The sequence below is a fragment of the Nocardiopsis sp. Huas11 genome, assembly GCF_003634495.1.
Classification (GTDB): Bacteria; Actinomycetota; Actinomycetes; order Streptosporangiales; family Streptosporangiaceae; genus Nocardiopsis.
This window is the reverse complement of sequence record NZ_RBKY01000001.1, coordinates 1,309,760-1,336,437: the sequence shown is the minus strand read 5'-3', so window position 1 is coordinate 1,336,437 and position 26,678 is coordinate 1,309,760. Positions and strand designations below refer to the sequence as shown.

At 72.6% G+C, this 26,678-nt stretch carries 21 protein-coding genes; 10 read left to right on the top strand and 11 right to left on the bottom strand.

Annotation, left to right across the window (positions count from 1 at the left end; translation table 11 throughout):
- The first annotated feature begins 51 nt into the window (after positions 1–51).
- From cysN to DFP74_RS05920, 4 genes are all read left to right on the top strand, one after another.
- Positions 52–1,320, top strand: a complete 1,269-nt coding sequence (gene cysN / locus DFP74_RS05935; RefSeq protein ID WP_121180779.1) for a sulfate adenylyltransferase subunit CysN — start codon at positions 52–54, stop codon at positions 1,318–1,320.
- A 537-nt stretch (positions 1,321–1,857) separates the two neighbouring features.
- On the top strand, positions 1,858–3,018 hold the full coding sequence (locus DFP74_RS05930) for a S8 family serine peptidase (RefSeq protein ID WP_233570822.1): 1,161 nt from the start codon (positions 1,858–1,860) through the stop codon (positions 3,016–3,018).
- 173 nt (positions 3,019–3,191) lie between these two features.
- Positions 3,192–4,115 carry a sulfotransferase gene (locus DFP74_RS05925; RefSeq protein ID WP_255499337.1) on the top strand — a complete coding sequence of 308 codons (924 nt, stop codon included), beginning with the start codon at positions 3,192–3,194 and terminating at the stop codon, positions 4,113–4,115.
- A 100-nt stretch (positions 4,116–4,215) separates the two neighbouring features.
- Positions 4,216–5,337, top strand: coding sequence for a glycoside hydrolase family 26 protein (locus DFP74_RS05920; RefSeq protein WP_121188063.1), 1,122 nt, complete (start codon positions 4,216–4,218; stop codon positions 5,335–5,337).
- A 65-nt stretch (positions 5,338–5,402) separates the two neighbouring features.
- Here DFP74_RS05920 and DFP74_RS05915 read toward each other — a convergent pair whose 3' ends face one another.
- From DFP74_RS05915 to DFP74_RS05880, 8 genes are all read right to left on the bottom strand, one after another.
- Complete coding sequence (locus DFP74_RS05915) at positions 5,403–6,938, bottom strand: glycosyltransferase (RefSeq protein WP_121180776.1); 1,536 nt, start codon at positions 6,936–6,938, stop codon at positions 5,403–5,405.
- Positions 6,935–7,393, bottom strand: a complete 459-nt coding sequence (locus tag DFP74_RS05910; RefSeq protein WP_121180775.1) for a UDP-N-acetylglucosamine--LPS N-acetylglucosamine transferase — start codon at positions 7,391–7,393, stop codon at positions 6,935–6,937. Before DFP74_RS05910 ends, DFP74_RS05915 begins: the two co-directional genes overlap by 4 nt.
- A gap of 28 nt (positions 7,394–7,421) precedes the next feature.
- Positions 7,422–8,963 carry a lipopolysaccharide biosynthesis protein gene (locus DFP74_RS05905; protein ID WP_121188062.1) on the bottom strand — a complete coding sequence of 514 codons (1,542 nt, stop codon included), beginning with the start codon at positions 8,961–8,963 and terminating at the stop codon, positions 7,422–7,424.
- Positions 8,951–9,832, bottom strand: a complete 882-nt coding sequence (locus DFP74_RS05900) for a sulfotransferase domain-containing protein (protein WP_121180774.1) — start codon at positions 9,830–9,832, stop codon at positions 8,951–8,953. Before DFP74_RS05900 ends, DFP74_RS05905 begins: the two co-directional genes overlap by 13 nt.
- A gap of 209 nt (positions 9,833–10,041) precedes the next feature.
- On the bottom strand, positions 10,042–11,286 hold the full coding sequence (locus DFP74_RS05895) for an aminoglycoside phosphotransferase (protein WP_121188061.1): 1,245 nt from the start codon (positions 11,284–11,286) through the stop codon (positions 10,042–10,044).
- Positions 11,283–12,707 (bottom strand): O-antigen ligase, encoded by a 1,425-nt coding sequence (locus DFP74_RS05890; RefSeq protein WP_233570821.1) that lies wholly within the window; start codon positions 12,705–12,707, stop codon positions 11,283–11,285. Before DFP74_RS05890 ends, DFP74_RS05895 begins: the two co-directional genes overlap by 4 nt.
- Positions 12,704–14,623, bottom strand: coding sequence for a Wzz/FepE/Etk N-terminal domain-containing protein (locus DFP74_RS05885; RefSeq protein ID WP_199725494.1), 1,920 nt, complete (start codon positions 14,621–14,623; stop codon positions 12,704–12,706). Before DFP74_RS05885 ends, DFP74_RS05890 begins: the two co-directional genes overlap by 4 nt.
- 220 nt (positions 14,624–14,843) lie before the next feature.
- Entirely contained in the window at positions 14,844–15,236 is a 393-nt protein-coding gene (locus tag DFP74_RS05880) for a DUF4190 domain-containing protein (RefSeq protein ID WP_121180773.1), read from the bottom strand.
- Positions 15,237–15,643: 407 nt separating this feature from the next.
- On the opposite strand from DFP74_RS05880, the gene purN reads away from it, so the two are divergent.
- Genes purN through DFP74_RS05865 form a run of 3 tightly spaced genes read left to right on the top strand, consistent with a single transcriptional unit; the run spans position 15,644 to position 18,727 of the window.
- Positions 15,644–16,294 (top strand): phosphoribosylglycinamide formyltransferase, encoded by a 651-nt coding sequence (gene purN / locus DFP74_RS05875; RefSeq protein WP_121188059.1) that lies wholly within the window; start codon positions 15,644–15,646, stop codon positions 16,292–16,294.
- Positions 16,291–17,859, top strand: coding sequence for a bifunctional phosphoribosylaminoimidazolecarboxamide formyltransferase/IMP cyclohydrolase (gene purH / locus DFP74_RS05870; RefSeq protein WP_121180772.1), 1,569 nt, complete (start codon positions 16,291–16,293; stop codon positions 17,857–17,859). Before purN ends, purH begins: the two co-directional genes overlap by 4 nt.
- A gap of 16 nt (positions 17,860–17,875) precedes the next feature.
- On the top strand, positions 17,876–18,727 hold the full coding sequence (locus tag DFP74_RS05865) for a bifunctional methylenetetrahydrofolate dehydrogenase/methenyltetrahydrofolate cyclohydrolase (RefSeq protein WP_121180771.1): 852 nt from the start codon (positions 17,876–17,878) through the stop codon (positions 18,725–18,727).
- Positions 18,728–18,862: 135 nt separating this feature from the next.
- Here DFP74_RS05865 and DFP74_RS05860 read toward each other — a convergent pair whose 3' ends face one another.
- Positions 18,863–19,468, bottom strand: a complete 606-nt coding sequence (locus DFP74_RS05860; protein WP_121180770.1) for an FHA domain-containing protein — start codon at positions 19,466–19,468, stop codon at positions 18,863–18,865.
- A gap of 448 nt (positions 19,469–19,916) precedes the next feature.
- Between DFP74_RS05860 and DFP74_RS05855 the strand changes: the two genes are divergently transcribed.
- From DFP74_RS05855 to DFP74_RS05845, 3 genes are all read left to right on the top strand, one after another.
- Positions 19,917–20,255, top strand: coding sequence for a DUF3017 domain-containing protein (locus tag DFP74_RS05855; protein WP_370013345.1), 339 nt, complete (start codon positions 19,917–19,919; stop codon positions 20,253–20,255).
- 172 nt (positions 20,256–20,427) lie between these two features.
- On the top strand, positions 20,428–21,645 hold the full coding sequence (locus tag DFP74_RS05850; protein WP_121180768.1) for an NADP-dependent isocitrate dehydrogenase: 1,218 nt from the start codon (positions 20,428–20,430) through the stop codon (positions 21,643–21,645).
- A gap of 788 nt (positions 21,646–22,433) precedes the next feature.
- Positions 22,434–24,080: an IS200/IS605 family accessory protein TnpB-related protein gene (locus tag DFP74_RS05845; RefSeq protein ID WP_199725492.1), complete on the top strand. Its 1,647-nt coding sequence runs from the start codon at positions 22,434–22,436 to the stop codon at positions 24,078–24,080.
- Positions 24,081–24,086: 6 nt separating this feature from the next.
- Here the strand turns inward: DFP74_RS05845 and DFP74_RS05840 are convergent, their stop codons facing one another.
- Complete coding sequence (locus tag DFP74_RS05840) at positions 24,087–25,349, bottom strand: LCP family protein (RefSeq protein ID WP_121180767.1); 1,263 nt, start codon at positions 25,347–25,349, stop codon at positions 24,087–24,089.
- Positions 25,350–25,452: 103 nt separating this feature from the next.
- Positions 25,453–26,574 (bottom strand): galactokinase family protein, encoded by a 1,122-nt coding sequence (locus DFP74_RS05835; protein WP_121180766.1) that lies wholly within the window; start codon positions 26,572–26,574, stop codon positions 25,453–25,455.
- Positions 26,575–26,678 lie beyond the last annotated feature (104 nt).

Here is a 26,678-nt window from a genome sequence, read left to right as displayed (position 1 = left end):
ACTCGCATCCCGGCGTTCCGGGCGCACGAACCTCTTCTCCAGGGACCAGGCATGAACAACGACATTCTGCGGTTCGCGACGGCGGGATCCGTCGACGACGGCAAGAGCACCCTGATCGGCCGACTGCTGTTCGACTCCAAGTCCATCTTCGAGGACCAGCTCGACGCGGTGGAGCGCACCAGCACCGCGCGCGGCGAGGAGCAGACCAACCTGGCGCTGCTCACCGACGGCCTGCGCGCCGAGCGGGAGCAGGGCATCACCATCGACGTGGCCTACCGCTACTTCGCGACGCCGCGGCGCACCTTCATCATCGCCGACACCCCCGGGCACATCCAATACACCCGGAACATGGTCACGGGCGCCTCCACCTCCGACCTGGCGATCATCCTGGTGGACGCCCGCAAGGGCCTGCAGGAGCAGAGCCGCCGCCACGCCTTCCTCACCACGCTGCTCCAGGTGCCCCACCTGGTGCTGGCGGTGAACAAGATGGACCTGGTGGACTACTCCCAGGACCGCTTCGAGGAGATCAAGGCCGAGTTCGCGGACTTCGCGACCAAGCTCGACGTGCCGGACCTGACCTTCATCCCGATCTCCGCCCTGCACGGCGACAACGTGGTGAGCGCCTCGGAGAACATGCCCTGGTACTCCGGGCCCTCCCTGCTGCACCACCTGGAGAACGTGCACATCGCCTCGGACCGCAACCTGATCGACGCGCGCTTCCCCGTGCAGTACGTGATCCGGCCGCAGAAGTCCGCCGACCCCGAACTGCACGACTACCGGGGCTACGCGGGCCAGATGGCGGGCGGGGTGCTCAAGCCGGGCGACGAGGTCGTCCACCTGCCGTCGGGCCTGACCACGCGGATCGCCAAGATCCTCACCGCGGACGGCGAGATCGCCGAGGCGTACTCGCCGATGTCGGTCACCCTCCTGCTGGAGGACGAGATCGACATCTCCCGGGGCGACATGATCAGCCGGCCCAACAACTCGCCGGCGGTCTCGCAGGACCTGGAGGCGATGGTCTGCTGGATGACGGACGCGCGCAAGCTCACGCCGCGCTCCAAGCTCATCATCAAGCACACCAGCCGGACCGCCAAGGTGATGGTCAAGGACCTGCGCTACCGGTTGGACGTCAACACGCTGCACCGCGACGAGCAGGCCGACCACCTGGCGCTCAACGAGATCGGCCGGGTGCGGCTGCGCGCGACCCAGCCCCTGTTCGTGGACGAGTACTGCAAGAACCGCCAGACCGGCGGGTTCATCCTCATCGACGAGGCCACCAACGTGACCGTCGGTGCAGGCATGGTCGTCAAGGCCGACTAGGCACCGGGCCGCCCGTGCCGCCCAGGCCAACCGGTCCGTCGGGCCGTCGGGTGACCGGGGCGCGAGCCCTCCGGGAGTCCCCGTGTGACCGCCTTCCCCGCAGGTTGGGGCAGGTGGGAACACGGGGACTTCTGTGCTTTGTGGTGCCAATGGTGGAAAGCGCCTCTCCCTCCTGCTCATCCGCGATTTCCGAAACACGGGCGATGTCCTTCGGATTCTCCTCGGTCGATCGATAAAAAGAAATGGCCGGTCATGCGGCCTCCGGTACGGAGTCCGCAAAGGCGGGTGGCGCATCGCGTCCTCGCACTTCAAGCATGTATCAGTGCCGGAGTCGCGTGCTCCCTCTCCGTGGTGTGGGCAGGTCCGGGGCGCGCTGCGGACCGTGTGGCGCGACAGAAAAATCCTTATGGACCCTGGAGTAAAAGGACTTCGGTGACTAAGGTGCCAATCGCGGCCAAGGCCACATCCGGGACAACATCCACGGATATGGCCCGCCGTGTATCTCCTGCCCCCACAAACCCCACAAGGAGAAAAAGCGTGCAGAAGCACTCCCCTCGGAGAGCGTTCGTCGGCCTCGCGGCCGCGGGTGCCCTCTCCGTCCCCCTGGCCCTGACCGGAGCGGTCTCCGCGGGCGCGGACGACCTCGCGCCCCTGTACACCAGCGACTCCGCGGCGGGCGGCGAGTACTTCGTCGTCCTGGAGGACTCCATGAGCGCGGCGTCGGTCACCCCGGCGTCCCTCGGGATCGCGTCGGACCAGGTCAACCACACCTACGAGGAGGTGGTCAACGGCTACTCGGCCAGCCTGTCCGCGGCCGAGGTGCGCGACCTGCGCGCACGCGACGGCGTCGCCTACGTCGAGGAGGTCGGCGTCGCCACCACCATGGTCCCCTGGGGCCTGGACCGCATCGACCAGGAGGACCTGCCCCTGGACGGCTCCTACACCACCTCCGGAGACGGCACGGGGACCTCCGTGTACGTCATCGACACCGGCATCGACCCCGACCACCCCGACTTCGGGGGCCGGGCCGAGGCCGCCTTCGACGCCGCCGGCGGCGACGGCGTGGATCGCCAGGGCCACGGCACGCACGTCGCGGGCACCGTGGGCTCCGACTCCTACGGCGTCGCCCCCGGCGCCGACCTGTTCGGGGTCAAGGTCCTGGGCGACGACGGTTCCGGGTCCTACGACGACGTCGTCGCGGGCGTCGAGTGGGTGGCGGAGAACGCCGGCCCCGGCGCGGTCGCGAACATGTCGCTGGGCGGTCCCGCCTCGCCGACCGTGGACGAGGCGGTCAACGCCCTGTCCGCGTCCGGGGTGTTCGTGGCGGTCGCCGCGGGCAACGAGGGCCAGGACACCGGCAACACGTCACCGGGCGGCGCCGAGGGCGTGGTCGCCGTCGCCGCCTCCGGCGCCGACGACTCCGCCGCGAGCTTCTCCAACCACGGGCCGGCGGTGGACCTGTACGCCCCCGGCGTGGACATCGAGTCCACCGTTCCGGGCGGCGGCACGGACGCCTCCAGCGGCACCTCGATGGCCAGTCCCCACGTGGCCGGCGCGGCAGCCCTGTACAAGGAGGCGTTCGGCGACGACGACCAGGACACGGTGCTGGCCTGGCTCGTCGACAACGCCGGCCAGGACAAGGTCACCGGCGTGCCCTCCGGCACGGTCAACCGACTGCTCAGCGTCCAGGGCCTGTGACGCGGGCGGCTGTGGAGACCCCGCGCGTCCACAGCACGCTCCGTGACGCCCGAGCGTGACCCGCGCGAGCGGCCCCGGGCCGGGAGGACCTCCCGGCCCGGGGCCGCCGCCGTGCCCGGACCCGTTATCGCGTTTCGTATGCGCGTCATGACGCAAGGTCATACCCTGGACGGGTGGATGACTATCGACTGGTCTTCGTTGGCGGGATGGGCCGCTCCGGCTCGACGCTGATCGAACGGCTCCTCGGGGAGCTCCCCGGCTTCGTCGCGATCGGCGAGGTCGTGCACCTGTGGCGGCGCGGGCTGCTGGAGAACGAGAGCTGCGGCTGCGGGCTCCCGTTCGCCGACTGCGCCTTCTGGGGCGAGGTGGGCCAGGAGGCGTTCGGCGGCTGGGACCGCCTGGACGTCCACGAGGTCCTGCGGCTCAAGGACGGCGTCGACCGGACCCGCTACCTCCCGGCCCTGCTCAACATCGGGCGCGACAGCGTGCTGGCGGCGCGCGCCGACCGCTACAACGAGCTCTACCACCGCCTGTACTCGGCCGTGTGCCTGGTCAGCGGCGCGCACGTCATCGTGGACGCCAGCAAGCACGCCTCGCTCGCCGCGTGCCTGCGCCGCCGCTACGGTTCGAGCCTGCACCTGCTGCACATCGTGCGCGACCCGCGTGCCGTCGCCCACTCCTGGAGCAAGCGGGTGGCCCGCCCGGACGCCTCGCCCGACAGCAGCGAACCGGAGATGGCCCGCTACTCCGCGGGCCGGTCGGCGGTGCAGTGGCTGGCGCAGAACGCGGCCCTGGACGCGCTCGCCCGAAGGGGGACCCCGACGCTGCGCGTGCGCTACGAGGACTTCGTCGCCGACCCGGAGGCGGAGTTCGGCCGGGTGGCGGCGTTCGCGGGGCACGCCGGGCGCCCGCTCGACCTGGGGCCGGACGGTGTGCGGCTCTCGCGGGGGCACGCGGTGTCGGGCAACCCGATGCGGTTCGCGGACGGGCCGGTCGGGGTCCGGGCCGACCACGGGTGGCAGCGTGACCTCGCACCCTGGCGCCGGCACCTGGTGAGTGCGGTGACCGGCCCCTCGCTCCGGCGCTACGGATACTGATGTCCGGATATGCCGGTGGTATGTCGCACGCACACAAAAGGAACCTTTAGTGATTGACTGAGTACTCTGCGTTGTCGGACCTCACATGGGGGCGTGGATCGTGGACAGGGGACCGGTACGGGGCATGGCGGCGGCGAGCGCGCTGGCGGTCGCACTGACGGTCACGGGTGTGAGCGACGCACCCGAACGCGCGACCGCGCACGAAGGGAACCCGGTCCAACAGGCCGGTTCGCCGACGGTGCCGTTCCTCGGCATGCCGGCCGAACTCGCGTGCACGGTCTCGGAGATCCTGGAGCCCTCCTGCGGGGTGTGGTGGGGCGCCAGCCCCTACCGCGACGACATCGGGCCGCTGGAGTCCGCCGTCGACCGCGACATGGACATCGTCTACACCTGGCGCGGCATCGACCAGGCCGACGTGCCGGGCGAACGCGAGCGCCGCATGGTCGCCGAGGGCCGCTTCGTGCACACCAACATCGAGGCGCGGCACTTCAACCGCCAGGGCCATCCCCCCATCGACTACAGGGACATCATCGCCGGGCGGTTCGACGAGAGCCTGCGGTCCCAGGCCCGCGGCGTGGCCGAACTGGGGGTGCCCTACTTCGTCACCTTCGACCACGAGGCCGACGGCAACCAGCGCTACAACAACCGCGGCACGCCCGAGGAGTTCGTCCGCAGCTGGCGCCACATCGTGGACCTGTACCGCCAGGAGGGCGCGGACAACGCCATCTGGGTGTGGAACGTGACCGGCTGGCCCGGCAACCTCGACCGCCTCCCCGGCCTGTGGCCCGGCAACGACCACGTCGACTGGATCAGCTGGGAGGCGTACAACATGACCGACTGCGACGCCATGCCGAACTGGGACGGGGTGGACTCCTTCGAGGAGGCGCTCGCCCCCGCCTACGAGTGGATCCAGGAGGAGGGCCCCCGGCACGGCATCGACCCCGACAAGCCGGTGATGATCGGGGAGATGGGCACCACGGACATCGGGCCCCGGGAGACGCTGCGCTGGTACGCCGACATCCCCCGGGTGCTGCGCGAGTACGAGCGGGTCCGGGCGGTCAAGGTCTGGGACAACAAGGTCTCCGACGGGTGCGACTTCCGGATCGGGACCAACAGCTACGCCCGCCAGGGCTTCGAGATGGCCGGGCGGGACCCCTACGTGAACCTGCCCGACCGCGTCCGCCGCCTGGCCGAGTACGCCCACGGCCGCGACCAGGACTAGGGCGTGACCGGCCCGTGCTCGGGCGCCGTCGTGATCCTCCGGCGCCCGAGCAGGGCCCGTGCCTCCTAGACGCCCTTGCCGCGCAGGTGCAGGCCGCGCAGGATCCACGCGGGCGGCACACCGCACACCACCAGCAGGGCCAGCGCCGCGCGCCCTTCCAGGGGCCGGTGCCGCAGCGTCCGCCAGATCCACCGCAGTGCGGTGCCCCGGTGTCCCGCGGAGGCCTCCGCGAAGGCGATCTGGCCGCTCACGCGCGCGTAGCCGCGGGGGACCAGGCCGAACTCGGGATAGCGCTCCAGCAGCCAGCGCAGCGCGGTCGCGATGGTCTGCCAGCGCCCGGAGAAGTAGGAGCGCCGGTGCCACAGGACCCGCACCCCCGGTTCGGGGATGTTGCGGATCGGTGCGCGCCTGGCCAGGCGCAGCAGCAGCTCGTAGTCCTCGGCGTAGCTGCCGGGGATCTCCTCGCTGACGGTTCCGCAGCCGTCGATCATCGCGCGGCGGCGGATGAGGAACGTGGAGGGGTGCAGCTCGGTCAGGCGCGAGCGCAGCAGGTCCGCGAACGTGATGCTGGTGCGCTCCAGGACCCGTTCGGCCTGGACGCGGTCGTAGACCACCTGGATGCCGCAGCACACCATCTCGGTGCCGGGTTCGGCGAGCATGATCCTGACCTGGGCGGTGAGCTTGCCGGGCAGCCAGGTGTCGTCGTCGTCGCAGAAGGCCACCAGGTCGGTGTCGGCCGCCAGGACTCCGGTGTTGCGGGCGCCCGCCAGCCCCGGGGTCATCGAGTTGGTGACCACGCGGACCGGGCGCGCGTCCTCGCTCCGCGCCAGCGAGGGATCGGGCTGGTCGTTGTCGAACACCACGATCGCGGTGATGCGGCCCGGGTAGTCCTGGTCGTGGACGGCCGCCAGGGTGCGGCGGAGCAGCTCGGGGCGGTCCCGGGTGGGCACGACCACCGTCACGTCCGGCCAGGTCCCGGCCGCCGGCGGATCCTCCGTCGCGGTCGCCGCGCTGCCCGGGGCGTCGGGCCGGGCGTGGGCCGGGGTCTCGGCGGGAGCGGTCAGCAGGTCGATGAGGGCGCCCGCGCGCAGCGCCGCCCGCTCGGGGGCGGCCTCCCGGTCCTCGCTCACCCGGAACTCGTCGGGTGAGGCCAGCGCCCGGTCGATGAGCCCGGCCAGCTGCTGCGGGGTGGTGCACGAACGCACCCGCTCGGTGTCCTCCAGGCGTTGGACGAACAGGAGCTGGTGGTCGTCCACGTGCTCGTCCAGTTCGGGGTCGCGGGGGACCACGATCGGCAGATGGCCGGTCCCGCGCGCCTGGAGGATGGTCCCCGGGCCGCCGTGGGTGACCACGACGCGCGCCCGGCGCATCAGCTCGCCCAGTTCCTCGCCGGGCAGGAACGGCGTCCCGTCGGCCCTGCTCGGCGCCGCGCTGTGCCCGTGCTGGACCAGGACGCGCAGGTCGCGGTGGCGGTGGGCGTAGTCGTCGATCCACCGCACGAGGCGGTCGAACGAGTGGTGGTCGGTCCCGAGGCTGACCACCACGTCGGGGTGGTCGCTGTCGTCGGGTGTCGGAACCTGGGTGGTGGTCTGTTCGGTCACAGGAGCGGTCCTACCGTGATGGCGCCGGGCATGAACGAGCGCTGTTCCTCCCACTGGGCGAGGGACAGCCGGGTGAAGGGACGGCACAGGCGGGCGGTGAGGGTGGGAGTGTCGATGCGGTCGTAGACCTCGATGTAGACCGTCGGGATCCGCAGCAGCCAGGCCAGGACGAAGAACGGCAGGGCCACACCGGCGCCCGTCGTGACCACCGCCGACGGCCGGAGACCGCGCAGGACGCGCAGTGCCAGCCAGGTGTTGCGCAGCAGGTTGCCGAGGTGACGGGTGGTGGGGTGGTGGGCCCAACGCACGTCCTCGCCGTCCAGCGCGGACTCGGCGTCGGGGGTGCGGAAGGTCACCCACACGCGCTTCCGGTCCCGCCACCAGGGGCGCAGCGAGCACAGCTGGGCGAGATGGCCCCCGCTGGACGCCACCAGGAGCACCGGTCGATCGAACATGTCGTCATCATTCCATAACTAAGAGTAGTCAACGTGGAGGTCGGGAGGCCCGATCGCTGCCCCCGCCCGCACGCAGCTCCAGCGGACCGCGCAGGTACCACACCGTCACCAGGTGCCCCAGAGCTCCCGTGCACATCGCCGCAGCCATCGTCGGCAGACCGGGACCCATGCCCCACGTCAGCAGTGTCGGCACGGCGGCGAACCACAGCAGCGCACTGGCGGCCGCCGCCATCACCGGACGGCTGAAGGGATGCAGCACCACCAGGGTCCGCAGCTGCCACAGCGGCAGCACCCGGCGCAGCAACACCGACCCCACCAGGGCGAGCGCCGCCCCCGTCGCTCCCAGCGCCGGCACCAGCAGCAGGCACACCACGACGTTGGCCACCAGCGCCAGGACGTTGTTGAACAGGTTGAGCCCGGTGCGGCCGGTCATCGCCAGGATCAGGTCGCCCATCCCCAGGGCCGAGGCCGCCAGCTGGCCCGCGCAGACCACCATCAGGGCGACCGCGCCCCACCGGTACTCCGGGCCGAACAACCGCATCACCTCGGGCGCGAACACCAGGGCCCCCAGGTACAGCGGCCAGGTCAGACACACCAGCCATCCCGTCGCCACCTGGTAGAGCCCGCGCACGCCCGCGTGGTCGCCGGTGGCGATCTGCTCGGCGAACCGGGGCTGGGCCGCGTCCAGCACCGCCTGCGTGCCGAACTGGCCGACCGCCATCACCCGCGTCGCCGCGGTGAACACGGCGGCGCCCGCCAGCCCGTTGAGCATCGCCACCAGGATCACGCCGCCGCGCTGGATCCCCATCTGCGCGACACTGGCCACCGCCCTGGGCAGCGCGAAGGTCCAGAACGCGCGCGGCGTCACCTCGCGGTCGGCCTCCCCGTCCGGTGCGGCGGCCCTCTCGGACGGAGCGGCCCGTTGCAGGACGCGCCCCAGCCAGAACCACGCCACCACCGCCGCGGGCAGGTACGGCCCCGCCCACGACAGGGCCAGCAACCCGCCCGCGCCGCTGAGCGCCACCGCCCCCACCAGCACCACCTGTGCCAGCGGCCGGCCCACCTTCTCCACGACCGCCGTCCCCGACATGTCGTGGTGGGCGCGCGTCGCCGCCAGAGCCGTGTCGGTCAGCACCGCGAACGGCAGGAACAGCGCCAGCAGCCGCAGGTACGTGGCGGCCTCGTCGGTGCCCAGCGCCCGCGCCATCGGTTCGGCGCACACCAGCAGCGCCAGCCCCAGCAGGCACGCCGCGGCCACCGTGGGCCCCATGACCAGCCGCAGCAGCCGCCCGACCCCCTCGGCCCGACCGAACACCCGCATGCGCGCGATGAAGTACACGAGCCCGTCCGGCGCGCCCACGTTCGCGACCGCCGCCGCGACCATGAACACCGACGTCGCCGCGAACAGCAGGCCGGCCGTCTCCTGCGACAGGACCCGCGTGATCATCACGATCAGGGCGAGGTTGAGGACCGCGCCCACGGCGGTGCCCACGAGGTTGACGACCCCGCCGCGCAGGACGCGTCGCAGGGCGAGCGAGCCGCCGTCCGTCGCGGGGGTCACCGTCGCCATGACGGGGTCCGGCCCCACCACCGGGCCAGCCGGGCGTCGCTGTCGGCGAAGCGCTCGGCGAGCTCGTCGCGCAGGGACGCCGGCATGCGTTCCCGGCCCCGCGCGTTGTGCCGTCCCGGACTCGCTCCCGTCCCGGGCGGCAGGCCCACGAAGCGCTCGATCTCCGCCAGGGCGTGCGCGGTGCCGTCGAACAGGTCGGCGTGGTCCACCACGTGCATCCGGTCCCGGCCCAGGTGCCGTTCCATCCGCTGGAGCTGGTCGACGTACCGGCCGCGCGCCACGTAGGCGTGGTGCTGGTGGGCGTGGGAGCGGTAGGACGGATCGGCCGCCAGCCGCTCCTCCTCGCCCTCCAGCCGTGGGGCCTCCAGCTCCAGCGCCTTCTCGAACGGCTGGTCCTCGAACCCGCGGGCGCTCTCGTGGGCGTGGGCGGAGTAGGCGCGCTCCACCGGGTCGCGCAGGATCACCACGACCCGCACCCAGGGCAGGTCGCGGGCGATCCGCTCGGCGGCCAGCGGGTGGAACAGGTAGTAGGGGCTGGACTCGAAGACCCGCACCCGGGGCCGCCCGCCGCGGGCGCGCAGCCGTGCCCGCGTCGGGAAGAAGGCCCGGTAGCGGTCGAGGTCGTCCCGGTAGTCCGTGTCGAAGTAGTGCACACCCTTGCGCAGGGTGGGCCCCGTGGCGGCGGGGTGCAGTGACAGCGCCTTGAACAGCGAGGTCGTGCCCGCGCGCTGGGCGCCGCAGATGAGGAAGTCGGGCAGCGCCCGGGCGGAGGCGGTCGCCGCGCCCCAGCCGTCGGCGAGGGGCAGCAGGGTACGGCGTCCCCGCTCGGCGAGGTGCCGGAGCGGGACAGGGGAGCGGTCCCTGGGCATCGCGAGGTCCTTTCTGTGTGTTTTTTGGGCCTCCGCTTCGCTTTGGCCCGTGCTCGGGGCGCCGGGAGGCCAGTGTTCTTCGTCGTCGACTTGCCTTGCTCGTTCCTCGCTGCGGCCCCGTCTCCTCCTGCAGAACACTGGCGCGCCCCTCACCACCCCCCAGTGGTCCCGTGGGCGAGCCCCGGGGGACGTGGCTCCTTGGGGCGGGGTCACACCGCGCCCAGCGGGGGGTCGTCGGCGTGGGAGGCCTCGTGCACGGCTCTCTCCTGGAGGCCGTCGAGGGCAGGCAGCAGCCAGTCGTCGACGGCGGCCAGGTGGCCGCCGCTCTCGGACTGGCGGTCGTGCAGGTACCGGGTGGCCAGGTCGATCAGGTACAGCGCCATCACGGTGGAGACCGTGTGCCCGCGCAGGCCGGTGTCGCCGAGCAGCGGGTCGCGCAGCAGCCGGGACCCGCTGTCCAGCCACCGGTGCACGCCGGGGTGGACCCCGGCCTGCACGCACTCGTTGAGGTCGTAGTGCAGGGCGTCGAAGCCCACGGGGGCGTCCATGGCCAACCGCTCCCAGTCCCACACGAAGGCGCGCCGGGAGGTACTGGCGATGTTCCAGCGGGTCAGGTCGCCGTGCCAGGCCCCGAACGGGATGCGCACGTCGGGCAGGCGGCGCAGGGCCGCCCGCAGCGGGGCGGCCTCCGGCCGGGCGCCCAGGGTCACGATCCGCTCCTCAAGGGCGCGCCGGTACGGGCTGGCGGACAGGGACCGCTCGCGGACCCGTGCCAGGTTGACGATCTGGATGACGCAGCGGAGCAGTTGGCGGCGGGTGGGGCGGTCGGTCTGGTCGCCCACCGGCAGGGCCTCCTGGACCAGTAGCGGGTGGCCGTTCCACTCGCCCTCGTACAGCAGGCGCGGCACGGTCACGTCCTTGAGCCGCGCATCGGCCAGGTGGCGCAGGGCCCGCGTCTCGGCGCGCACGAGCCGCGAGGTGAGCTCGTTGATGGCCACCTTGGCGTAGCCGATGGTGCGGCCGGCGGGGCTCAGGAGCAGCAGGACCGGCTTGCGGTTGGCCCGGGGCGGGCCGACGTGGATGGCGATCGCCAGGTCGCGGTCCAGCGCGGCGGTGAGCGCGTGCTCGATCCCGGGGCCGGCGCCCACGTACAGCCTGTCGCGCAGCAGCAGCGGGGCCAGACCGGTGGCGAAGGCCCCGGTCAGCAGCAGTGTGCGCAGCCGCTCGGCGAACGAGTGGCCCTGCGCGAACGAGGCGATCCCGCGCGCCGCCGCCCACCGGTCGTGCGCCGGCAGGATCACGCGCGGGCTCTGGGCGTTGGGCACCGGCAGGTACTGGTTCCCGCGGTCGCGGCGTACCAGCCTGTGCACGCTGCCGTCGTCGGGGCCGAGCAGGCCGCCGCACGGCCACAGCACGGCGGCCACGTCGGTGAGGTAGGTCGTCTCACTGTTCACCATCGACCTCCGTCGCGGCGCGCCGCGGCTCCGGGCGGCACCGACGCCCCGCCCCGCCAGAGCAGGGCGGCGGCGATGAGGGTGACGGCCAGCGGAGACATCAGCGCGACATAGAAGAGCATGTACCAGAACAGCAGGAGCACGGTCAGCAGTGCCGCCTGCCCGACCGGGGTGGTCACCGATCGGTGGTGCCAGGCGGTGACCGCGAAGAAGCCCAGGAAGAACGCGGTCCCGACCCAGCCGTTGGCGATGAGCGTCATCCACAGCTGGCCGGCGTTGCCGATCACGTGGTGTCCGCACGTGGGGCACTCCGCGCTGGGGCCGATCGCGATGGACTGCTCGCTGCCCAGTCCCTCGCGGGTGGTGCCCCACCCCAGGACCGGGGAGTGGTCCGCGGCCGCCACGGACTGGGCGTTGGTGGCGGCCCGCCCGTCGTCGCTGTGCGGATTGTCGGCGCGGGTGCGCACGACGTCCGCCAGGGGCGAGGCGGCCAGGACGAGCAGGGCCACCGCGACCGCGACCGCGCAACCGCCCACCAGGGCCACCCGGCCCCGGCGCAGCGCCTGGACCGCCGCGAAGGCCAGGGAGAGCGCCAGCCCCATCCACAGGGCGCGGTTGAGCGAGTAGACGATCGGCACGACGGACAGGGCGGTGGCCGCGAGAGCGGCCCAGCGCACCCATCCGGTGCGCTGGAGCACCCACGCCACCAGCATCCACACCAGGAGCAGGGACAGCATGTAGCCCCACAGGTTGGTGTACTCCCAGGGCGCCTTGGGCCGGGCGGACTCGTAGCCGAAGATGTCCATGACCTGCGCCGACGCCGGGTGGATGAGCGCCTGCATGTAGGCGTCGCCGGCCAGGGACCCCGGCAGCAGGTACTCCGTCGGGGCGGTGAACTCGAACCGGGGCGCGAGCATCCCGAGGTAGCCGCCGGCGATGGTGACCAGGCACAGGACCGACAGGGCCCACAGCACGAGGCGGGTGGGCAGTTCGCGTTCGGACAGGTTGCCGACGTACAGCAGCAGGACGGTCAGCACCAGGTAGTTGACCACCCGCAGGACCGCCCCGCCGTAGCCGCCGCTGTCGGGCACGGTGCCGGGCAGGTCCAGCGGGACCACGAGCAGGCCCAGCACCGTCCACACCAGGAACAGCGCCCACAGCCAGAAGCCGGGCGGCACCCGGAGGCCGACCGTGCGGTGGCGGCGCACCAGTTCGGCGGCCATCGGGACGGCGAACAGCCAGTAGGCGAACTGTCCCAGCCCGAGCGCCCACCACAGCGGGTACCCGGCCAGCAGCCACAGCAGCGGCCACCCGGTGACCCGGCCTGACCCCGCGCCGACGCCGGTGCCGGCGTCGACGTCGACGAGGGCGGTCGTCCGGGCCGACACCGCGGCGCCGGACACGGGCGAGCGTCGTGTCATCGGCGCCCGGCCCCGGTGTCGGCGGGCTCGGCCTGGGTGTCCGCGGTCGCGGTCTCCTGCTGGTCGCGGTCGGCCTCCGCGGCCTCCGCGGCCCCGGTGTCGGCGGGCTCGGCCTGGGTGTCCGCGGTCGCGGTCTCCTGCTGGTCGCGGTCGGCCTCCGCGGCCTTCTCGGCCTCCCCGGCCTCCCGGTCCTTTCCGGCGGACGTGTCGGCTTCGGCCGCGGGCGTCCCGTCGCCGTCGGTGGAACGGTCGGTGCCGCTCGCGGCCGTGGTGCCGTCGCTGCTCCGGGGAGCGGGCGCGGAGTCCGCGGTCTGCGGCTGGCGGGGCAGGACGATCGTGCCGGGGACCGTCGCGCCGAACTGGTCGGCGGTCCCGAGCAGCCCGGTCAGGGCCGCGCGGGGCGTACGGCCCAGCTCGACCACCGGCAGCAGCAGGTCCGCGGATCCGGCCAGGGCGTGGGCGTCGGCACGGTCACCGGTCGAGGGCAGCGCGACGACGACGTACTCGGCGGCGGAGCGCAGCAGGGTGAGCAGGTCCTCCATGGCCGTCCCCAGCACGGGGGCGTCCAGGTCGGCGGAGCCGTGGCGCAGGACCCGCAGGAGCGGGGCGGCGTCGGGCCGGACGGTGAGTTCGGCGGGGTCCTCGCCCTCGACCAGGGCCTCGGCCAGGCCGGGCCCGTCCGTCAGATCCAGCAGCCCGTTGACCGGCGCGGTCCGCGGGTCGGCGCACACCAGCAGCGTCTGCGCGCCGGTGCGCGCCAGGGCGGCGGCCAGGTTGACCGCGGCGACCGCCCCGGCGCGGCCGGGCGTGGTGGCGGCGGTGAACACGATCCGTCCGGGCGCGGGCTCGCCCGAACCGTGGGACGCGGGGCCGTCGGCCTCGGCGTCCTCGGAGTCGGGGCCGACGGCACCGGGATCGGCGGGCAGGGCCGGCGCGAGCCGGGTGCGGACCAGGTGCGCGGTCTGGTTCACGCGCTGTCCGTCGCCGTCGTCGTCGCCGAGCAGCCCGACGGCGTGCGCGGAGCGACGGCCGCCGGACAGGTCGAGCAGCACCGGGACGCCGCTGATCCGCGGGGTCTCCTCGGTGTCGCGCAGGCGCGGGTCGAGGCGGTCACGGGCCACGGCGGCGAGCAGGCCGACCAGGAGGCCGAGCGCGGCGCCGGCCGGCAGCCACAGAGCGGGGACCGGGGACGTGGGGCCCTCGGGTGTCGACGCGGGGGTGATGACCTGTCCGGGGACGATGGTCTCCTGGAGCGCGCCGAGCGGGCTGATGCCGTTGCCCAGTTCGGCGATCTCCGCGCGCAGCGCCTCGGCGCGGGCGTCCGCCCCGGCCGCGGCCGCGCCGGTCGCCCCGGCGCTCTCGGAGGCCAGATCGGACAGCGACTCGTAGCGGGACTCCTGTTCGGCGCGCAGCGCCTCGAGCTGGGAGTCCACCAGCTCGCGCACCTGCGCCTCGCGCAGCTCCAGGTAGGCCGCCGCGAAGGCGTCGGCACCCGTACGCGCGTCCTCGGCGGAGCCGGCGGTGTAGTGGATCTCCAGCACGTTGCTGTTGGGCGGCACCGTCACCTCGACCCGCTCGCGCAGGTCGCCGGTGTCGGGCGCGGTCCCGCCGGACTCCGCGATCGTGTCGGCCACCCGGTCCGCGACCTGGTCGGACACCAGGACCTGGGCCTCGGTGTCGAGGTTGACGTCCCCGGCCACGCGTCCGGAGCGCTCGCCGGTGAGCTCGGCCACCCCGGTCGGGCGCACCTGGACCGCCGCCGTGGAGGTGTACGAGGGGGGCACCATGAGCACCGCGGCCGTGGCGAGGACCAGTCCGCCGAGCGCACCGGCGACCACCAGCCGCAGGCGGCGGCGCAGCAGCGCGGTGTACTCCCTTAGTTCCGGTCCGGACGAGCCGGGGGTCTCGGTGTCCATCGGGTCCTCTCCGCACATGCGTAGGCAACACTTTTAGTGAACGATTGCATACTAAGTGTAGTCCCTTTGGGGGTGCCTGACGCTTTGGGAAACAGCCGTTTCTCCTAGGAGGAATGACCGGAACGGGCCCCAACGGGCGGTGTCGCCGGTCTCACGGCACGACGAAGGGCGGCGGGAGTCCTCCCGCCGCCCTGGGGGAACCGCGCGCCGCGCGCCCGCCTCACCAGCCCACGGCGGTGGGGGGCAGGCCCGTCGACTCCTCCCAGGCGTCGTCGCACTCGGTCTGCGTGGCCACCGTGTGGGCCCGCGCGGAGCAGGACCGGTAGTCGGCGACCTCGTCCTGGTAGGCGATCGCCACATAGGTCATCGCACCCGAGAGCACCAGGCCGACCAGGCCGATGGCCACGCTCAGGATCGCTCCCGGGGCACTGTTGCCGTTCGCCCGCGCGGCCCGCCGCGCGCGAAAGCCCTGGACCACGCCGAACACCGAGAGGACCGCCCCGTAGGGAGGGAGCAGCAGCCCGGCCATCCCGAAGAACAGTCCCCACAGGCCGCCGCGTTCCATCCGGGGAGGCTTCCCGTCGGTCCGGGGCTCAGGGCTGTTGTCGGTCACAGGTTCACTCCTTAGCAACGCCCCCAGGGCGTCATGGTCCGCTTCCGCCTGGGCGGGAGCGTATCCGGTACCGGGCGCCCCCTCGGCCCCCGGGCCACCGGTCGGTCCGCGGCGGGGCCCTCCGAACGTGTGGTCCCCGTGGGGTAGACGCTACCGGGACCGATAGGGTTGGAACGCGGACGGGCCCGGTCGGCCCGCCCGTCGCCCGACAGCGCCCGCAGGGGCGGCTTCGCGGGGGAGGCGGGCCACCCCGAACAACATCCGCGGTGCGGTCCGGCCCTGCCCGGGCTCCGTGCCGGGTGTCCCTGTTCCTCCGGATGCTGCGCCGTCCCCCGGCGCCCCCGGACGCGGGAGGAGTCTCCCGCACCGTTCTCTACGACACCTGGGAGAAGCATTTGTCCGCGCGAGTGGTCATCCTCATATCGGGCACGGGCAGCAACATGGCCGCCCTGCTGGAAGCGGCCCAGGACCCCGCCTACGGCGTGCGGGTCGCGGCCGTGGGATCCGACCGTGAGGGAACCCGGGGGATCGAACTGGCCAGAGCCGCCGGCGTCCCCACGTTCGTCGTCAACTTCCGGGACCACCCCGACCGCGCGAAGTGGAACGCGGCGATGGCCGAACGGATCGACGAGTACGCGCCCGACCTCGTGGTCTCCGCCGGATTCATGCGCATCCTCGGCGCCGACGTCGTCGGCAGCCACCCCGCGGTCAACATCCACCCGGCGCTGCTGCCCTCCTTCCCCGGCGCGCACGCCGTCCGCGACGCGCTCGCCCACGGTGTCCGGGTGACCGGCACCACCATCCACTTCCTCGACGAGGGCGTCGACTCCGGTCCGATCATCGACCAGGTCGCCGTCCCCGTCGAGGACGACGACGACGAGTCCAGCCTCCACGAGCGCATCAAGGCCGTGGAGCGCGAGATGCTGGTCGACACGGTCGGCAGGCTCGCCCGCGAGGGCTGGACCATCGACGGCAGGCACGTGCGGTTCGGTCGGACCGCGCCCGGCCGCACAGAGCACAGCGTCAGCGACGCGACCGACACGAAGGAGAACCGGTGACCCAGCAGGCCATCAGGCGTGCGTTGATCAGCGTGTACGACAAGACCGGCCTGGAGGAGCTGGGCATCGGCCTGGCCGAGGCCGGCGTGGAGATCGTCTCCACCGGCTCCACCGCCGCCAGGCTGCGCGACGCCGACATCCCCGTCACCAACGTCGAGGACGTCACCGGCTTCCCCGAGATCATGGAGGGCCGGGTCAAGACCCTGCACCCCCACGTGCACGCCGGACTCCTCGCTGACCGGAGCAAGCCCGACCACGTCGCCAAGATCGAGGAGCTGGGCATCGCCCCCTTCGACCTGGTCGTGGTCAACCTCTACCCCTTCCAGGACACCGTCGCCTCGGGTGCCTCCGAGGCCGACTGCATCGAGAAGATCGACATCGGCGGCCCCGCCATGGTGCGCGCCTCCGCCAAGAACCACGGCAGCGTCGCGATCGTGGTCGACCCGGCGAGCTACGACGCCACCCTCGAAGCGGTCCGCGGCGGCGGGTTCACCCTGGAGCAGCGGGGGCGCCTGGCCGGGCTGGCCTTCCGGCACACCGCCACCTACGACGCGGCCGTCGCCTCCTGGTTCGCCGGCGCCTACGCCCCCGACGAGGAGGCCGCCGACTCGGGTTGGCCCGGCTACCTCGGCATCGGCTACGAGCGCGAGAGCGTCCTGCGCTACGGCGAGAACCCGCACCAGAAGGCCGCCCTCTACACGGTCGCGGGCGCCCCCGCCTCCGGACTGGCCGGCGCCGAGCAGCTGCACGGCAAGGCCATGTCCTACAACAACTACGTGGACGCCGACGCCGCCCTGCGCGCCGCCCACGACTTCGACGAGCCGTGCGTGGCCATCATCAAGCACGCCAACCCCTGCGGCATCGCGGTCGGCACGGACAACGCCGACGCCCACCGCAAGGCCCACGCCTGCGACCCGGTCTCGGCCTTCGGCGGCGTCATCGCCACCAACCGCACCGTCGGCGCCGAACTGGCGGCGCAGATCGCGGACGTCTTCACCGAGGTCGTCGTCGCGCCGGGCTTCGAGCCCGAGGCGGTGGAGACGCTCACCCGCAAGAAGAACATCCGGCTCCTGGTCGCGGGCAGCGCCGGTTTCGGCACGGGCGTGGAGAACCGGCAGATCAGCGGCGGCCTGCTCGTGCAGTCCCGGGACGCGATCGACGCCGAGGGCGACGACCCCGCGACCTGGACCCTGGCCACCGGCACCCCGGCCGACGAGGACACCCTCGCCGACCTCGCCTTCGCCTGGAAGGCCGTGCGCGCCGTCAAGTCCAACGCCATCCTGCTGGCCTCCGGCGGCGCGACCGTCGGTGTGGGCATGGGCCAGGTCAACCGGGTGGACTCCGCCCGGCTGGCCGTCACCCGCGCCGGGGACCGCGTGTCCGGCTCCGTGGCCGCCAGCGACGCCTTCTTCCCGTTCCCCGACGGGCTGGAGATCCTGACCGAGGCCGGCGTGAGCGCCGTCGTCCAGCCGGGCGGCTCCGTGCGCGACGCGGAGGTCATCGCCGCCGCCAAGGCGGCAGGGGTGACCATGTACCTGACCGGCACCCGCCACTTCTTCCACTAGAGCGAGGGGCACACGTATGAGCGCGACCGTTCTGGACGGCAAGGCCGTCGCGAAGACCATCCGCGGCGAGCTCGCCGAGCGGGTGGCCAAGCTCAAGGCCCAGGGGATCACCCCGGGTCTGGGCACCGTCCTGGTCGGCGACGACCCGGGCAGCCACTCCTACGTGCGCGGCAAGCACCGCGACTGCGCGCAGGTGGGCATCGCGAGCATCCGCCGCGACCTGCCGGCCGACGCCTCGCAGGAGGACGTGGAGCAGGCTGTCCACGAGTTGAACGAGGACCCGTCGTGCACCGGGTACATCGTGCAGCTGCCCCTGCCCAGGGGCCTGGACGAGAACCGGGTGCTGGGGCTGATCGACCCGAACAAGGACGCCGACGGCCTCCAGCCCTCCAACCTGGGCAAGCTGGTGCTGATGCAGGACGCTCCGCTGCCGTGCACCCCGCGCGGCATCGTGGAGCTCCTCGGCCGCTACGACGTGCCGCTCCGGGGCGCCGAGGTGGTCGTGGTCGGTCGCGGCGTCACCGTGGGCCGTCCCCTCGGCCTGCTGCTGACCCGCCGGTCGGAGAACGCCACGGTGACCCTCTGCCACACGGGCACCCGTGACCTGGCCGCGCACACCCGCGACGCGGACGTCATCGTCGCGGGCGCCGGCGTGCCCGGCCTCATCACCAAGGACATGGTCAAGCCCGGCGCGGCCGTGCTGGACGTGGGCGTCTCGCGCACCGACGACGGACTGGTGGGCGACGTCGCCCTGGACGTCCCCGAGGTCGCCGGGTTCGTGTCGCCCAACCCGGGCGGCGTGGGCCCGATGACCCGGGCGATGCTGATGGTCAACGTGGTCGAGGCGGCCGAGCGCCAGGCGGTCTGACCGCAGGGCCGATGAGCCGGACGGGGGCGGTGGCGCGGTGCGCCGCCGCCCCCTCGCGTCCGGCGCCGGGGCGGGGCGCGTGCGGGGCGGCCTCACGAGCGGGACCCGCGCGGGAGCGCGCCCCGACCCGCCGGGTCAGCTGGCCCGGCGCGCGGAACCGCTGACCGGCATCGGCCGCACCAGTCCCAGGGCCACGACCTCGTTGGCCAGCCGGGTGCGCCGGTTCTGTCCCTCGGGGATGCGGAACTTCTGGTAGAGGCGCAGCAGGTGCTGCTTGACCGCCGCCTCGGTGACCACCAGCGCCTCGGCGATGTCCTTGGCGGTGGCCGGAGCGACGAAGGCCTCCTCCGACAGCGCCGGGCGGCACAGGGCCGTGAGCACGTCGAGTTCGCGGCGGGTGAGTTCGGGCGCGGCCCCGCGGCGCAGCTCGATGTCGGGGCTGATCTGCTCCCGGGGGAGCCCGCCCGCGCGGCAGCGGGCGGTGCCGAAGCTCACCACGTCGCCCTCGTCCAGGACGCGGCGGGCGATGGGGCGGCCGTTGACACGGGTGCCGTTGCGCGACAGACCGAGGTCGACGACGTAGACGTAGGGGCCGCGCCGGACGAGCTCCGCGTGCAGCTGGGACACGCTCGGATCGCTGAGGCGGATGTCGGCGCCCTCGCCCCGGCCCACGGTGGTGACCTCGGCGGCGAGCGCGTGGATGTCCCCGGTGTCTTCCACCCGGAGATAGGGCCCGTCCACGGTGACTCCTCCCGGATAGGGCTGGCGTGTCCGGTGCGGGCGGCGGCGGTGCGGGATGGGTGGCTGTCGGGGGACTGAGGGGCGGCCTGCGCGTTGAGTGGGATTCATAGGGGGTGGTCCTCGCTCACCGGTGCACTCATCCCAAGCTTGGTTACCCGGGTGGTGCGCGTTCTACGCGCTTACTCCGGAGTTAGGCGGACTAGGCCGGGGAATACGGCTCTGTGGCGGAATCGGCAGGGGGTAACGGACGCCCGGTGTATCGGATGCGGCGAGTCCGTTTCCGTGAGTGCAGAGGCGTAGCGACACTGATCACTACAATGGGGGCGTCTCTCCCGCGTCGGCGCTCGGTTCCACCGCGTCCGTGCCGGGGTCCCGTCCGCGGAGCCAGGGAGGGTCACGCGGGCAGGTCGGAAACCGGACGGGTCGGGACACGGTGAACGAAGCGGGGTTGGCGGAGTTGTCGGACGCGGAGGCATCGGACGAGGCCCGGGAGAAGCGGCCCGAGGGACGTCCCGAGGTGCCCGACTGGCTTGCCCAGGTGCCCTACCTCCTCGTCATGTCGGCGTTGGCCGCGGGGATCGTGATCGTGGCCGCCGCCTACTTCAAGCGCGGCCCGGCGATCATCGCGGGCGCGTTGCTGCTGGCCGCGGCGTTCCGGTTGTTCCTGCCCAAGGACTGGATCGGCATGCTGGCCGTGCGCCGGCGCTGGATCGACCTCACCACCCTCGTCGGCATGGCGGTCTTGTTGATCGTGCTCGCATGGGTGGCGCCGCAACTGTCCGCGTAGGCGTCGAATAAGCTTGACGTCGAGATACCGCGACACCGACACGCCACCGCCTCCCCGGTAGCACGGACGCCGGGCGGGTGCGGGACAACGCCGCGCGCGGACCTGGGAACGGCCACGAACCGGGACCGGCCCGTCAGGTGGTGGCGCACACCGAAGGGACAGCCACACAGCCATGGCCAAGATCAAGGTCGAAAACCCCGTAGTCGAGCTCGACGGCGACGAGATGACCCGGATCATCTGGTCCTTCATCAAGGACCGTCTGATCCTCCCGTACCTCGACATCGACCTGAAGTACTACGACCTCGGCATCGAGGAGCGTGACCGTACCGACGACCAGATCACCGTCGACGCGGCCCACGCCATCAAGAAGTACGGCGTCGGCGTCAAGTGCGCCACCATCACGCCCGACGAGGCCCGTGTCGAGGAGTTCGGCCTCAAGAAGATGTGGCGGTCGCCCAACGGCACCATCCGCAACATCCTCGGCGGCGTCGTCTTCCGCGAGCCGATCATCGCCGAGAACGTGCCGCGCCTGGTGCCGGGCTGGACCAAGCCCGTCATCATCGGCCGCCACGCCCACGGTGACCAGTACAAGGCCACCGACTTCAAGGTCCCCGGCGCCGGCACGGTCACCATGACCTACACCCCGGACGACGGCAGCGAGCCGGTCGAGTTCGAGGTCGCGAAGTTCCCCGAGGAGGGGGGCGTCGCGATGGGCATGTACAACTACCGCAAGTCCATCGAGGACTTCGCGCGCGCCAGCCTGAACTACGGCCTGGACCGCAACTACCCGGTGTACATGTCCACCAAGAACACGATCCTCAAGGCCTACGACGGCATGTTCAAGGACGTGTTCCAGGAGATCTTCGAGGCCGAGTTCAAGGAGAAGTTCGACGCCGCCGGCCTGACCTACGAGCACCGCCTGATCGACGACATGGTCGCCGCGGCGCTCAAGTGGGAGGGCGGCTACGTCTGGGCCTGCAAGAACTACGACGGTGACGTGCAGTCCGACACCGTCGCCCAGGGCTACGGCTCCCTCGGCCTGATGACCTCGGTGCTGCGCACCGCCGACGGCCGCACCGTCGAGGCCGAGGCCGCGCACGGCACGGTGACCCGTCACTTCCGCCAGCACCAGCAGGGCAAGCCGACCTCGACCAACCCGATCGCCTCCATCTTCGCGTGGACCCGCGGTCTCGACCACCGGGGCAAGCTGGACAACACCCCGAAGGTCGTCGAGTTCGCCAACACCCTCGAGGACGTCGTCGTCAAGACCGTCGAGGGCGGTCAGATGACCAAGGACCTCGCGCTGCTGATCGGCAAGGACCAGGAGTGGCTGACCACCGAGCAGTTCCTCGCCGCTCTGGACGAGAACCTGAGCAAGCGCCTGGCCTAGCGGGGCTCACGCGGTCCGCCCTGAGCCGACGGACCGGGTGACCTTCGCCACGCCCGGGCGTCCCCGAGAGGGGGCGTCCGGGCGTCGCCGTTCCACGGGCCGGGGGGATTGCGCGCAATCACGCCGTCTGGGGTGTTCGGACACGGGGCGTCGCACAACTTTCTCGGTGTGTTTACCGTGTTCGCCGGACAGGTGCTCTCCGTGGGTGGGACTATGGACACCCCGGGTGAGGTTCGCCCCACCCGGGTGCGACGTAAGACACGTGGGCAGGATTCGCACCTTTCGCGAACTTTGACCTATGGTGGAGACACGCCGGTGAGAACCGGCAGGCCAGAGCGGGTGTAAGCCCCTCGGCCACCAAGGACCGACGTACCGGCCGTGCGCCCGCTGGGGGGTAGGCGCGCACAGTACGGAACGTCACGAAGAAGGGCCCGTCACCATTGGTGGCGGGCCCTTCGCCTTTGTCCGGCGTCCTCGCGTCCTCGCGTCCGCGCGTCCTCGCGCACGGGGCGCCGGCGCGCGGCGGGCCCGGGGCTCGCGCCCGGGGCCCGCCGGGGGTTGGGGACTGTTGTCGGTTGAGTGTGCATGAGTGTCCTTGCCCACGCAGGAGTGGTCATCGACCCGCCTCGGTCGCGAACTCGCGGTCGTGCTCGTGCGTGTGCCCGGAGCACCGAGCCTGGACGGGGACGCCGTCCTCGATATTCCGTGTTCGCCGGACACGACCCCGCCCGCACTGCTAGCTTTCCGATCGAACACACGTACCAGGCCAGGTTCGGGAGGTGGGGCTCGTGGCCGAGCGCGAGACGACACGGTTGCGGTCCATTGGCGCCCCCTCTGTGGTCCCGGGCCCGACCGGGGTGGCGGTCCGCGACCGGCTCACACACCTCACACCGGCCGATGAGCACGTCCTGCGTGTGGCGGGTGCCCATCTGGGCTCGCTGGCTTCTGGTGACCTGGCGACCCGGTGCCGTCAGGGCCGCGACCACGACGCCGATACCTGGGCGGCGCGTAAACGCGAGTTGACCGCGAGGTCGTCGTCGCGGTGGGCGGGGTCGATCACCAAGGCCACCCACGACCAGTGGGCGCTGGCCCGCCGCAGCCAGGCCGCTCACCTGCACAAGCTCCAAGCGGGCATCCGGATGCTGGAGCACCGGCTCTCCCTCCCCCTGGGGGAGAAGGGCACCAAACGCGCCCCGGGCGGGTACCGCACCCGGCGTGAGTGGCACGCCAAGTCCCGCCGCCTGGCCTGCCTCAAAGACCGTCTGGCCCAGGTGCGCCAGGACTGGGAAGCCGGGATCGTGCATGTGGTGCGGGGCGGTAAGCGGCTGCTCAACGCGCGTCACCACCTGGAGCAGGCGCAGCTCACCGAAGCCGACTGGCGCAACCGGTGGGAGGCCGGGCGGTTCTTCCTCCAGGCCGATGGGGAGTCCGGTAAGCGGTACGGCAACGAGACCATCCGCCTCACCCCGGACGGGCGGGTGTCGATCCGGCTCCCGGCTCCGCTGGAGTATCTGGCGAACGCCCCGCACGGCCGGTACGTGCTCTCCTGCCGGGTGGCGTTCGCGCATCGCGGTGCCGAGTGGGCCGACCGTGTCGAAGCGAATCGGGCGGTGGCCTACCGGATCCACCTCGATGTGGAGCGGGGCCGGTGGTACATCACTGCTTCCTGGACCCGGCCCAAGGCGCGGGCCCTGCCGTTGGCGGCGGCCTGCGCGCAGGGGGTGGTGGGTGTGGATATGAACGCCGACCATCTGGCCGCCTACCGGCTCGACCCGCACGGCAACCCGGTCGGGGACCCTGAGCGGTTCTCCTTCGACTTGACCGGTCGTGCTGCGCACCGTGACGCCCGGGTCCGGCATGCGTTGACCCGGCTGCTGCACTGGACCCGGCGCGCCGGCGTACAGGCGATCGCGATCGAGGACCTGGACTTCGCCACCGGCAAGACCCGGGAGAAGCACGGCCGCAGGAAGCGCTTCCGGCAGTTGATCTCCGCCATGCCCACCGCCAAGCTGCGCGCCCGGATCGTGTCGATGGCCGCCGAATTCGGGCTGGCGGTCGTGGCCGTCGATCCGGCCTATACCTCGATGTGGGGCGCCCGGCACTGGGCCGAGCCTTTGACCAGCAGTAAGCGTACGATGACTCGCCATGACGCCGCTGCGGTGGCCATTGGCAGGCGCGCCCTGGGGCACCCGATTCGGCGTCGGACCCCGCCGCCCCGTACCCACCGGAGCGATGGGTACGGGCCTCGGATCGTTCAGACCGAACCCGGTGCTGTGGGGTGTGGGGGACCCCGCCGCCCTGCCACGGGGCGCGCACACGATGCGCGTGCCCGGGCAGGGGAGGAGAGAACGCGGGGAACCAGCGCGTCCAGCACCGTTCGGGACGCGCGCAGTGACAGGAGATGGGCCCAGGACCCACTCCTGCACACTGAATAGGAACGGTCAGTCCATGACGCTCTCGGGGATGGGCTCGCCCTCCTGGATGGCCTGGAACATCTCCTGCGAGCGGGCCTCGTCCCAGAGCACGACCGAGCCGACGCCGTCCAGGGTCGGGGTGTCGCCCACCGGGACCGAGGTGGTCTCCGTGCCGCCGCGCAGGGCCAGCATCATCGTGGCCAGGTGGCGCAGGCGGTCGCCCTCGTCCACCATGAACGTGTCCGTGCCGGCGGTGACGAGCGGAATGGCCCGGACCGGGTTGAACAGGGTCGAGGGGGCGCTGGCCTCCTCCACGAGCGCGGAGAAGAACTCGCGCTGGCGCTGGATGCGGTCCAGGTCGGCCCGCGGGGTGGCACGGGTGCGCACGTAGCCCAGCGCCGTGCCGCCGTCCATCTCCTGGCAGCCCGCCTCGATGTCCAGGCCCGCCTTCGGGTCGACCATCGGCTCCTCGGGGCACAGCTCCACGCCCCCGACCGCGTCGACCAGGTCCACGAAGCCGCCCATGCCGATCTCGACGTAGTGGTCGATGCGCACACCGGAGGCGCGCTCGAAGGTCTCCACCAGGGGAGCGGGGCCGCCGCAGATCTCCACGCCCTCCTCGTCGGTCCCGCACACGGCGTCGGCGAAGGCGGTGTTGATCTTGTTGTCCGCGTACCCCGGGATGGCCAGCGGCACGTAGGAGTCGCGCGGCACGCTGATGATCGTGGGATCACCGTCGTCCGGGATGTACAGCAGCATGATCGAGTCGGTGCGCCGGCCCTCGGCCCGGCCGGTGGCCAGGTCGCGGACCTGGTCGTCGTCCAGCCCGTCGCGGCTGTCCGAGCCCACGATCAGGAAGGTCGTGCCGTCCTGGCGGCCCGGGCGGTCGTCGTAGTCCAGCAGCGCCTCCACGTGCTGCAGACGCGAGTTCGCCCACAGGTAGAACGCCGTCGGCACGCCGATGAGGACGATCAGCAGGATCACCAGCGTGCTCGTCACGATGTTCGAGACGCGCTTGCGGCGCCTCTCCTTCGCGCGGCGCGCGACCCCGCGCCCGTCGTACTCGCGCCCGGACGAGTGCGTCGTGCGCTTGGGGGCGGTCCGGCGCACCGGCGGAACGTCTCCGGCCTTGGGCAGCCGGCGCGGGCCGCCGGCCGAGGCCTGCTCGGATTCGCGTGAACGGTAGAGCTTCTCGAACTGGTCGGGCCGACCGGGTGTGCCGCCTCGTCGGAACACTCCTGCCTTGTCGTGTTCACCGGTCGAGCCGGGGTCGCTCCTTCGGTCAGCCATCGATTCGCCTATCTGCTCCGCGCCGGGGACGTGTGGGTGTGCTTCCTGGCTATGTGATCGCAGAAAGGGTAGCCGGGTTCGCCCCGATCCGTCCGAACCGAGGTCATCTCAAACGGTGGGCACCGGCCGAGGGGACGGCCGCGCGCACGCGGGGCGCCACCCGGCCCTGGTCGGTGAAGGCCTTGGCGAGGGCGTCGGTGATCCGCTCGACGCGGTCCTCGGCGGCCAGGGCCAGGGCCGTGCCCCGCCACCCGGACATCCGGACACCGCGGGCCCCCGCCCGGGACGCGGTCTCCGCGGCCAGGTCCACCTCCGGCGTGGGCAGGTCGAACCGGCGCAGCGACAGGTGCGAGGCCGTCAGCACCGGTCCGACCTCGGCGGCGCGGCCCGCGCGCAGCAGGCCCACCGCCGCGTTGAGCCGGTGCGTCTCGGTGACCGCGTACTCCACCCGGGTGCGCAGGACCGGGTCGCGCAGCTCGCGCAGCGCCGCGGGCAGGTCCCGGACCGCGCGCAGCGGGCCCAGGACCTCCTGCGCCCGCGCCAGCTCCGCCTCGCGGGCGGGGCGCGGATCCCGGCGGGGCAGGGCGCCGGTGTCGATGACGAGCAGCCGCAGCCCGTCGGCGGCCAGGTCGAAGGGCAGGACCGTGGACGTCATCCTCTGGGGGTTGACGCGCACCACGCAGCCGGGCCGGGCGACCATGGCCACCCGTCCGTCCGCCTCGGCGCCCTCGGGCGGAGGGTCGCCGCCCATGTCGGCCAGGGCCAGGGCCACCGCGCTGCCCGCGGCGGCCGTGCGCCCCAGGGAGGCGTGCTCGGGCAGGTCGGCGTCCAGGACCACCCGGACGCCCGTCTCGGCCGCCAGGGAGCCGCTGCGGCGCGCGTCGGCCACGGCCCCCGCCACGGCCCGTGCCACGGCCTCCCTGGGCCGCACGGCGCCCAGGGGCGTCGCCACGTGCACGCCCGCGTCCGGCGCCTGGCCGACCGCGGCCGTCACACCCCAGGGGAGGGCGGCGTACAGGGCCGGCCCGGCCGCGGCCCCCGTGTGCTCGCCCATCAGCGCCAGCCGGCCCGGCGCGCGCCACACCCCCGCGGGCGCGTCGCCGTACCGCCGCTGGTACTCCTTCGCCAGTGCGTCCGGGTCGGGGGGCTGGTCCGACCACTCGCCGAGCGGCCCCGCCGACCGCACCCCCAACACAGCACGCAACCGCGCCCCCGCGCCCCCCACCTGACGTCCCCCTTCTCCCTGATCCCCCTGACGACTACGCTCCCAAGTCTGCCGTGTGCCACGGCGGAACCGCGCGTGGCGCCCCCCTACGGCGCCGCCACTGG

What these genes read in the sequence shown, in the direction of transcription:
- DFP74_RS05850 (WP_121180768.1), top strand. Translation starts at nt 20,428, where the DNA reads ATGGCCAAGATCAAGGTCGAAAACCCCGTAGTCGAGCTCGACGGCGAC.
- DFP74_RS05890 (WP_233570821.1), bottom strand. Translation starts at nt 12,707, where the DNA reads ATGACACGACGCTCGCCCGTGTCCGGCGCCGCGGTGTCGGCCCGGACG.
- DFP74_RS05865 (WP_121180771.1), top strand. Translation starts at nt 17,876, where the DNA reads ATGAGCGCGACCGTTCTGGACGGCAAGGCCGTCGCGAAGACCATCCGC.
- DFP74_RS05885 (WP_199725494.1), bottom strand. Translation starts at nt 14,623, where the DNA reads ATGGACACCGAGACCCCCGGCTCGTCCGGACCGGAACTAAGGGAGTAC.
- DFP74_RS05905 (WP_121188062.1), bottom strand. Translation starts at nt 8,963, where the DNA reads ATGGCGACGGTGACCCCCGCGACGGACGGCGGCTCGCTCGCCCTGCGA.
- DFP74_RS05840 (WP_121180767.1), bottom strand. Translation starts at nt 25,349, where the DNA reads ATGGCTGACCGAAGGAGCGACCCCGGCTCGACCGGTGAACACGACAAG.
- cysN (WP_121180779.1), top strand. Translation starts at nt 52, where the DNA reads ATGAACAACGACATTCTGCGGTTCGCGACGGCGGGATCCGTCGACGAC.
- DFP74_RS05900 (WP_121180774.1), bottom strand. Translation starts at nt 9,832, where the DNA reads ATGCCCAGGGACCGCTCCCCTGTCCCGCTCCGGCACCTCGCCGAGCGG.
- DFP74_RS05910 (WP_121180775.1), bottom strand. Translation starts at nt 7,393, where the DNA reads ATGTTCGATCGACCGGTGCTCCTGGTGGCGTCCAGCGGGGGCCATCTC.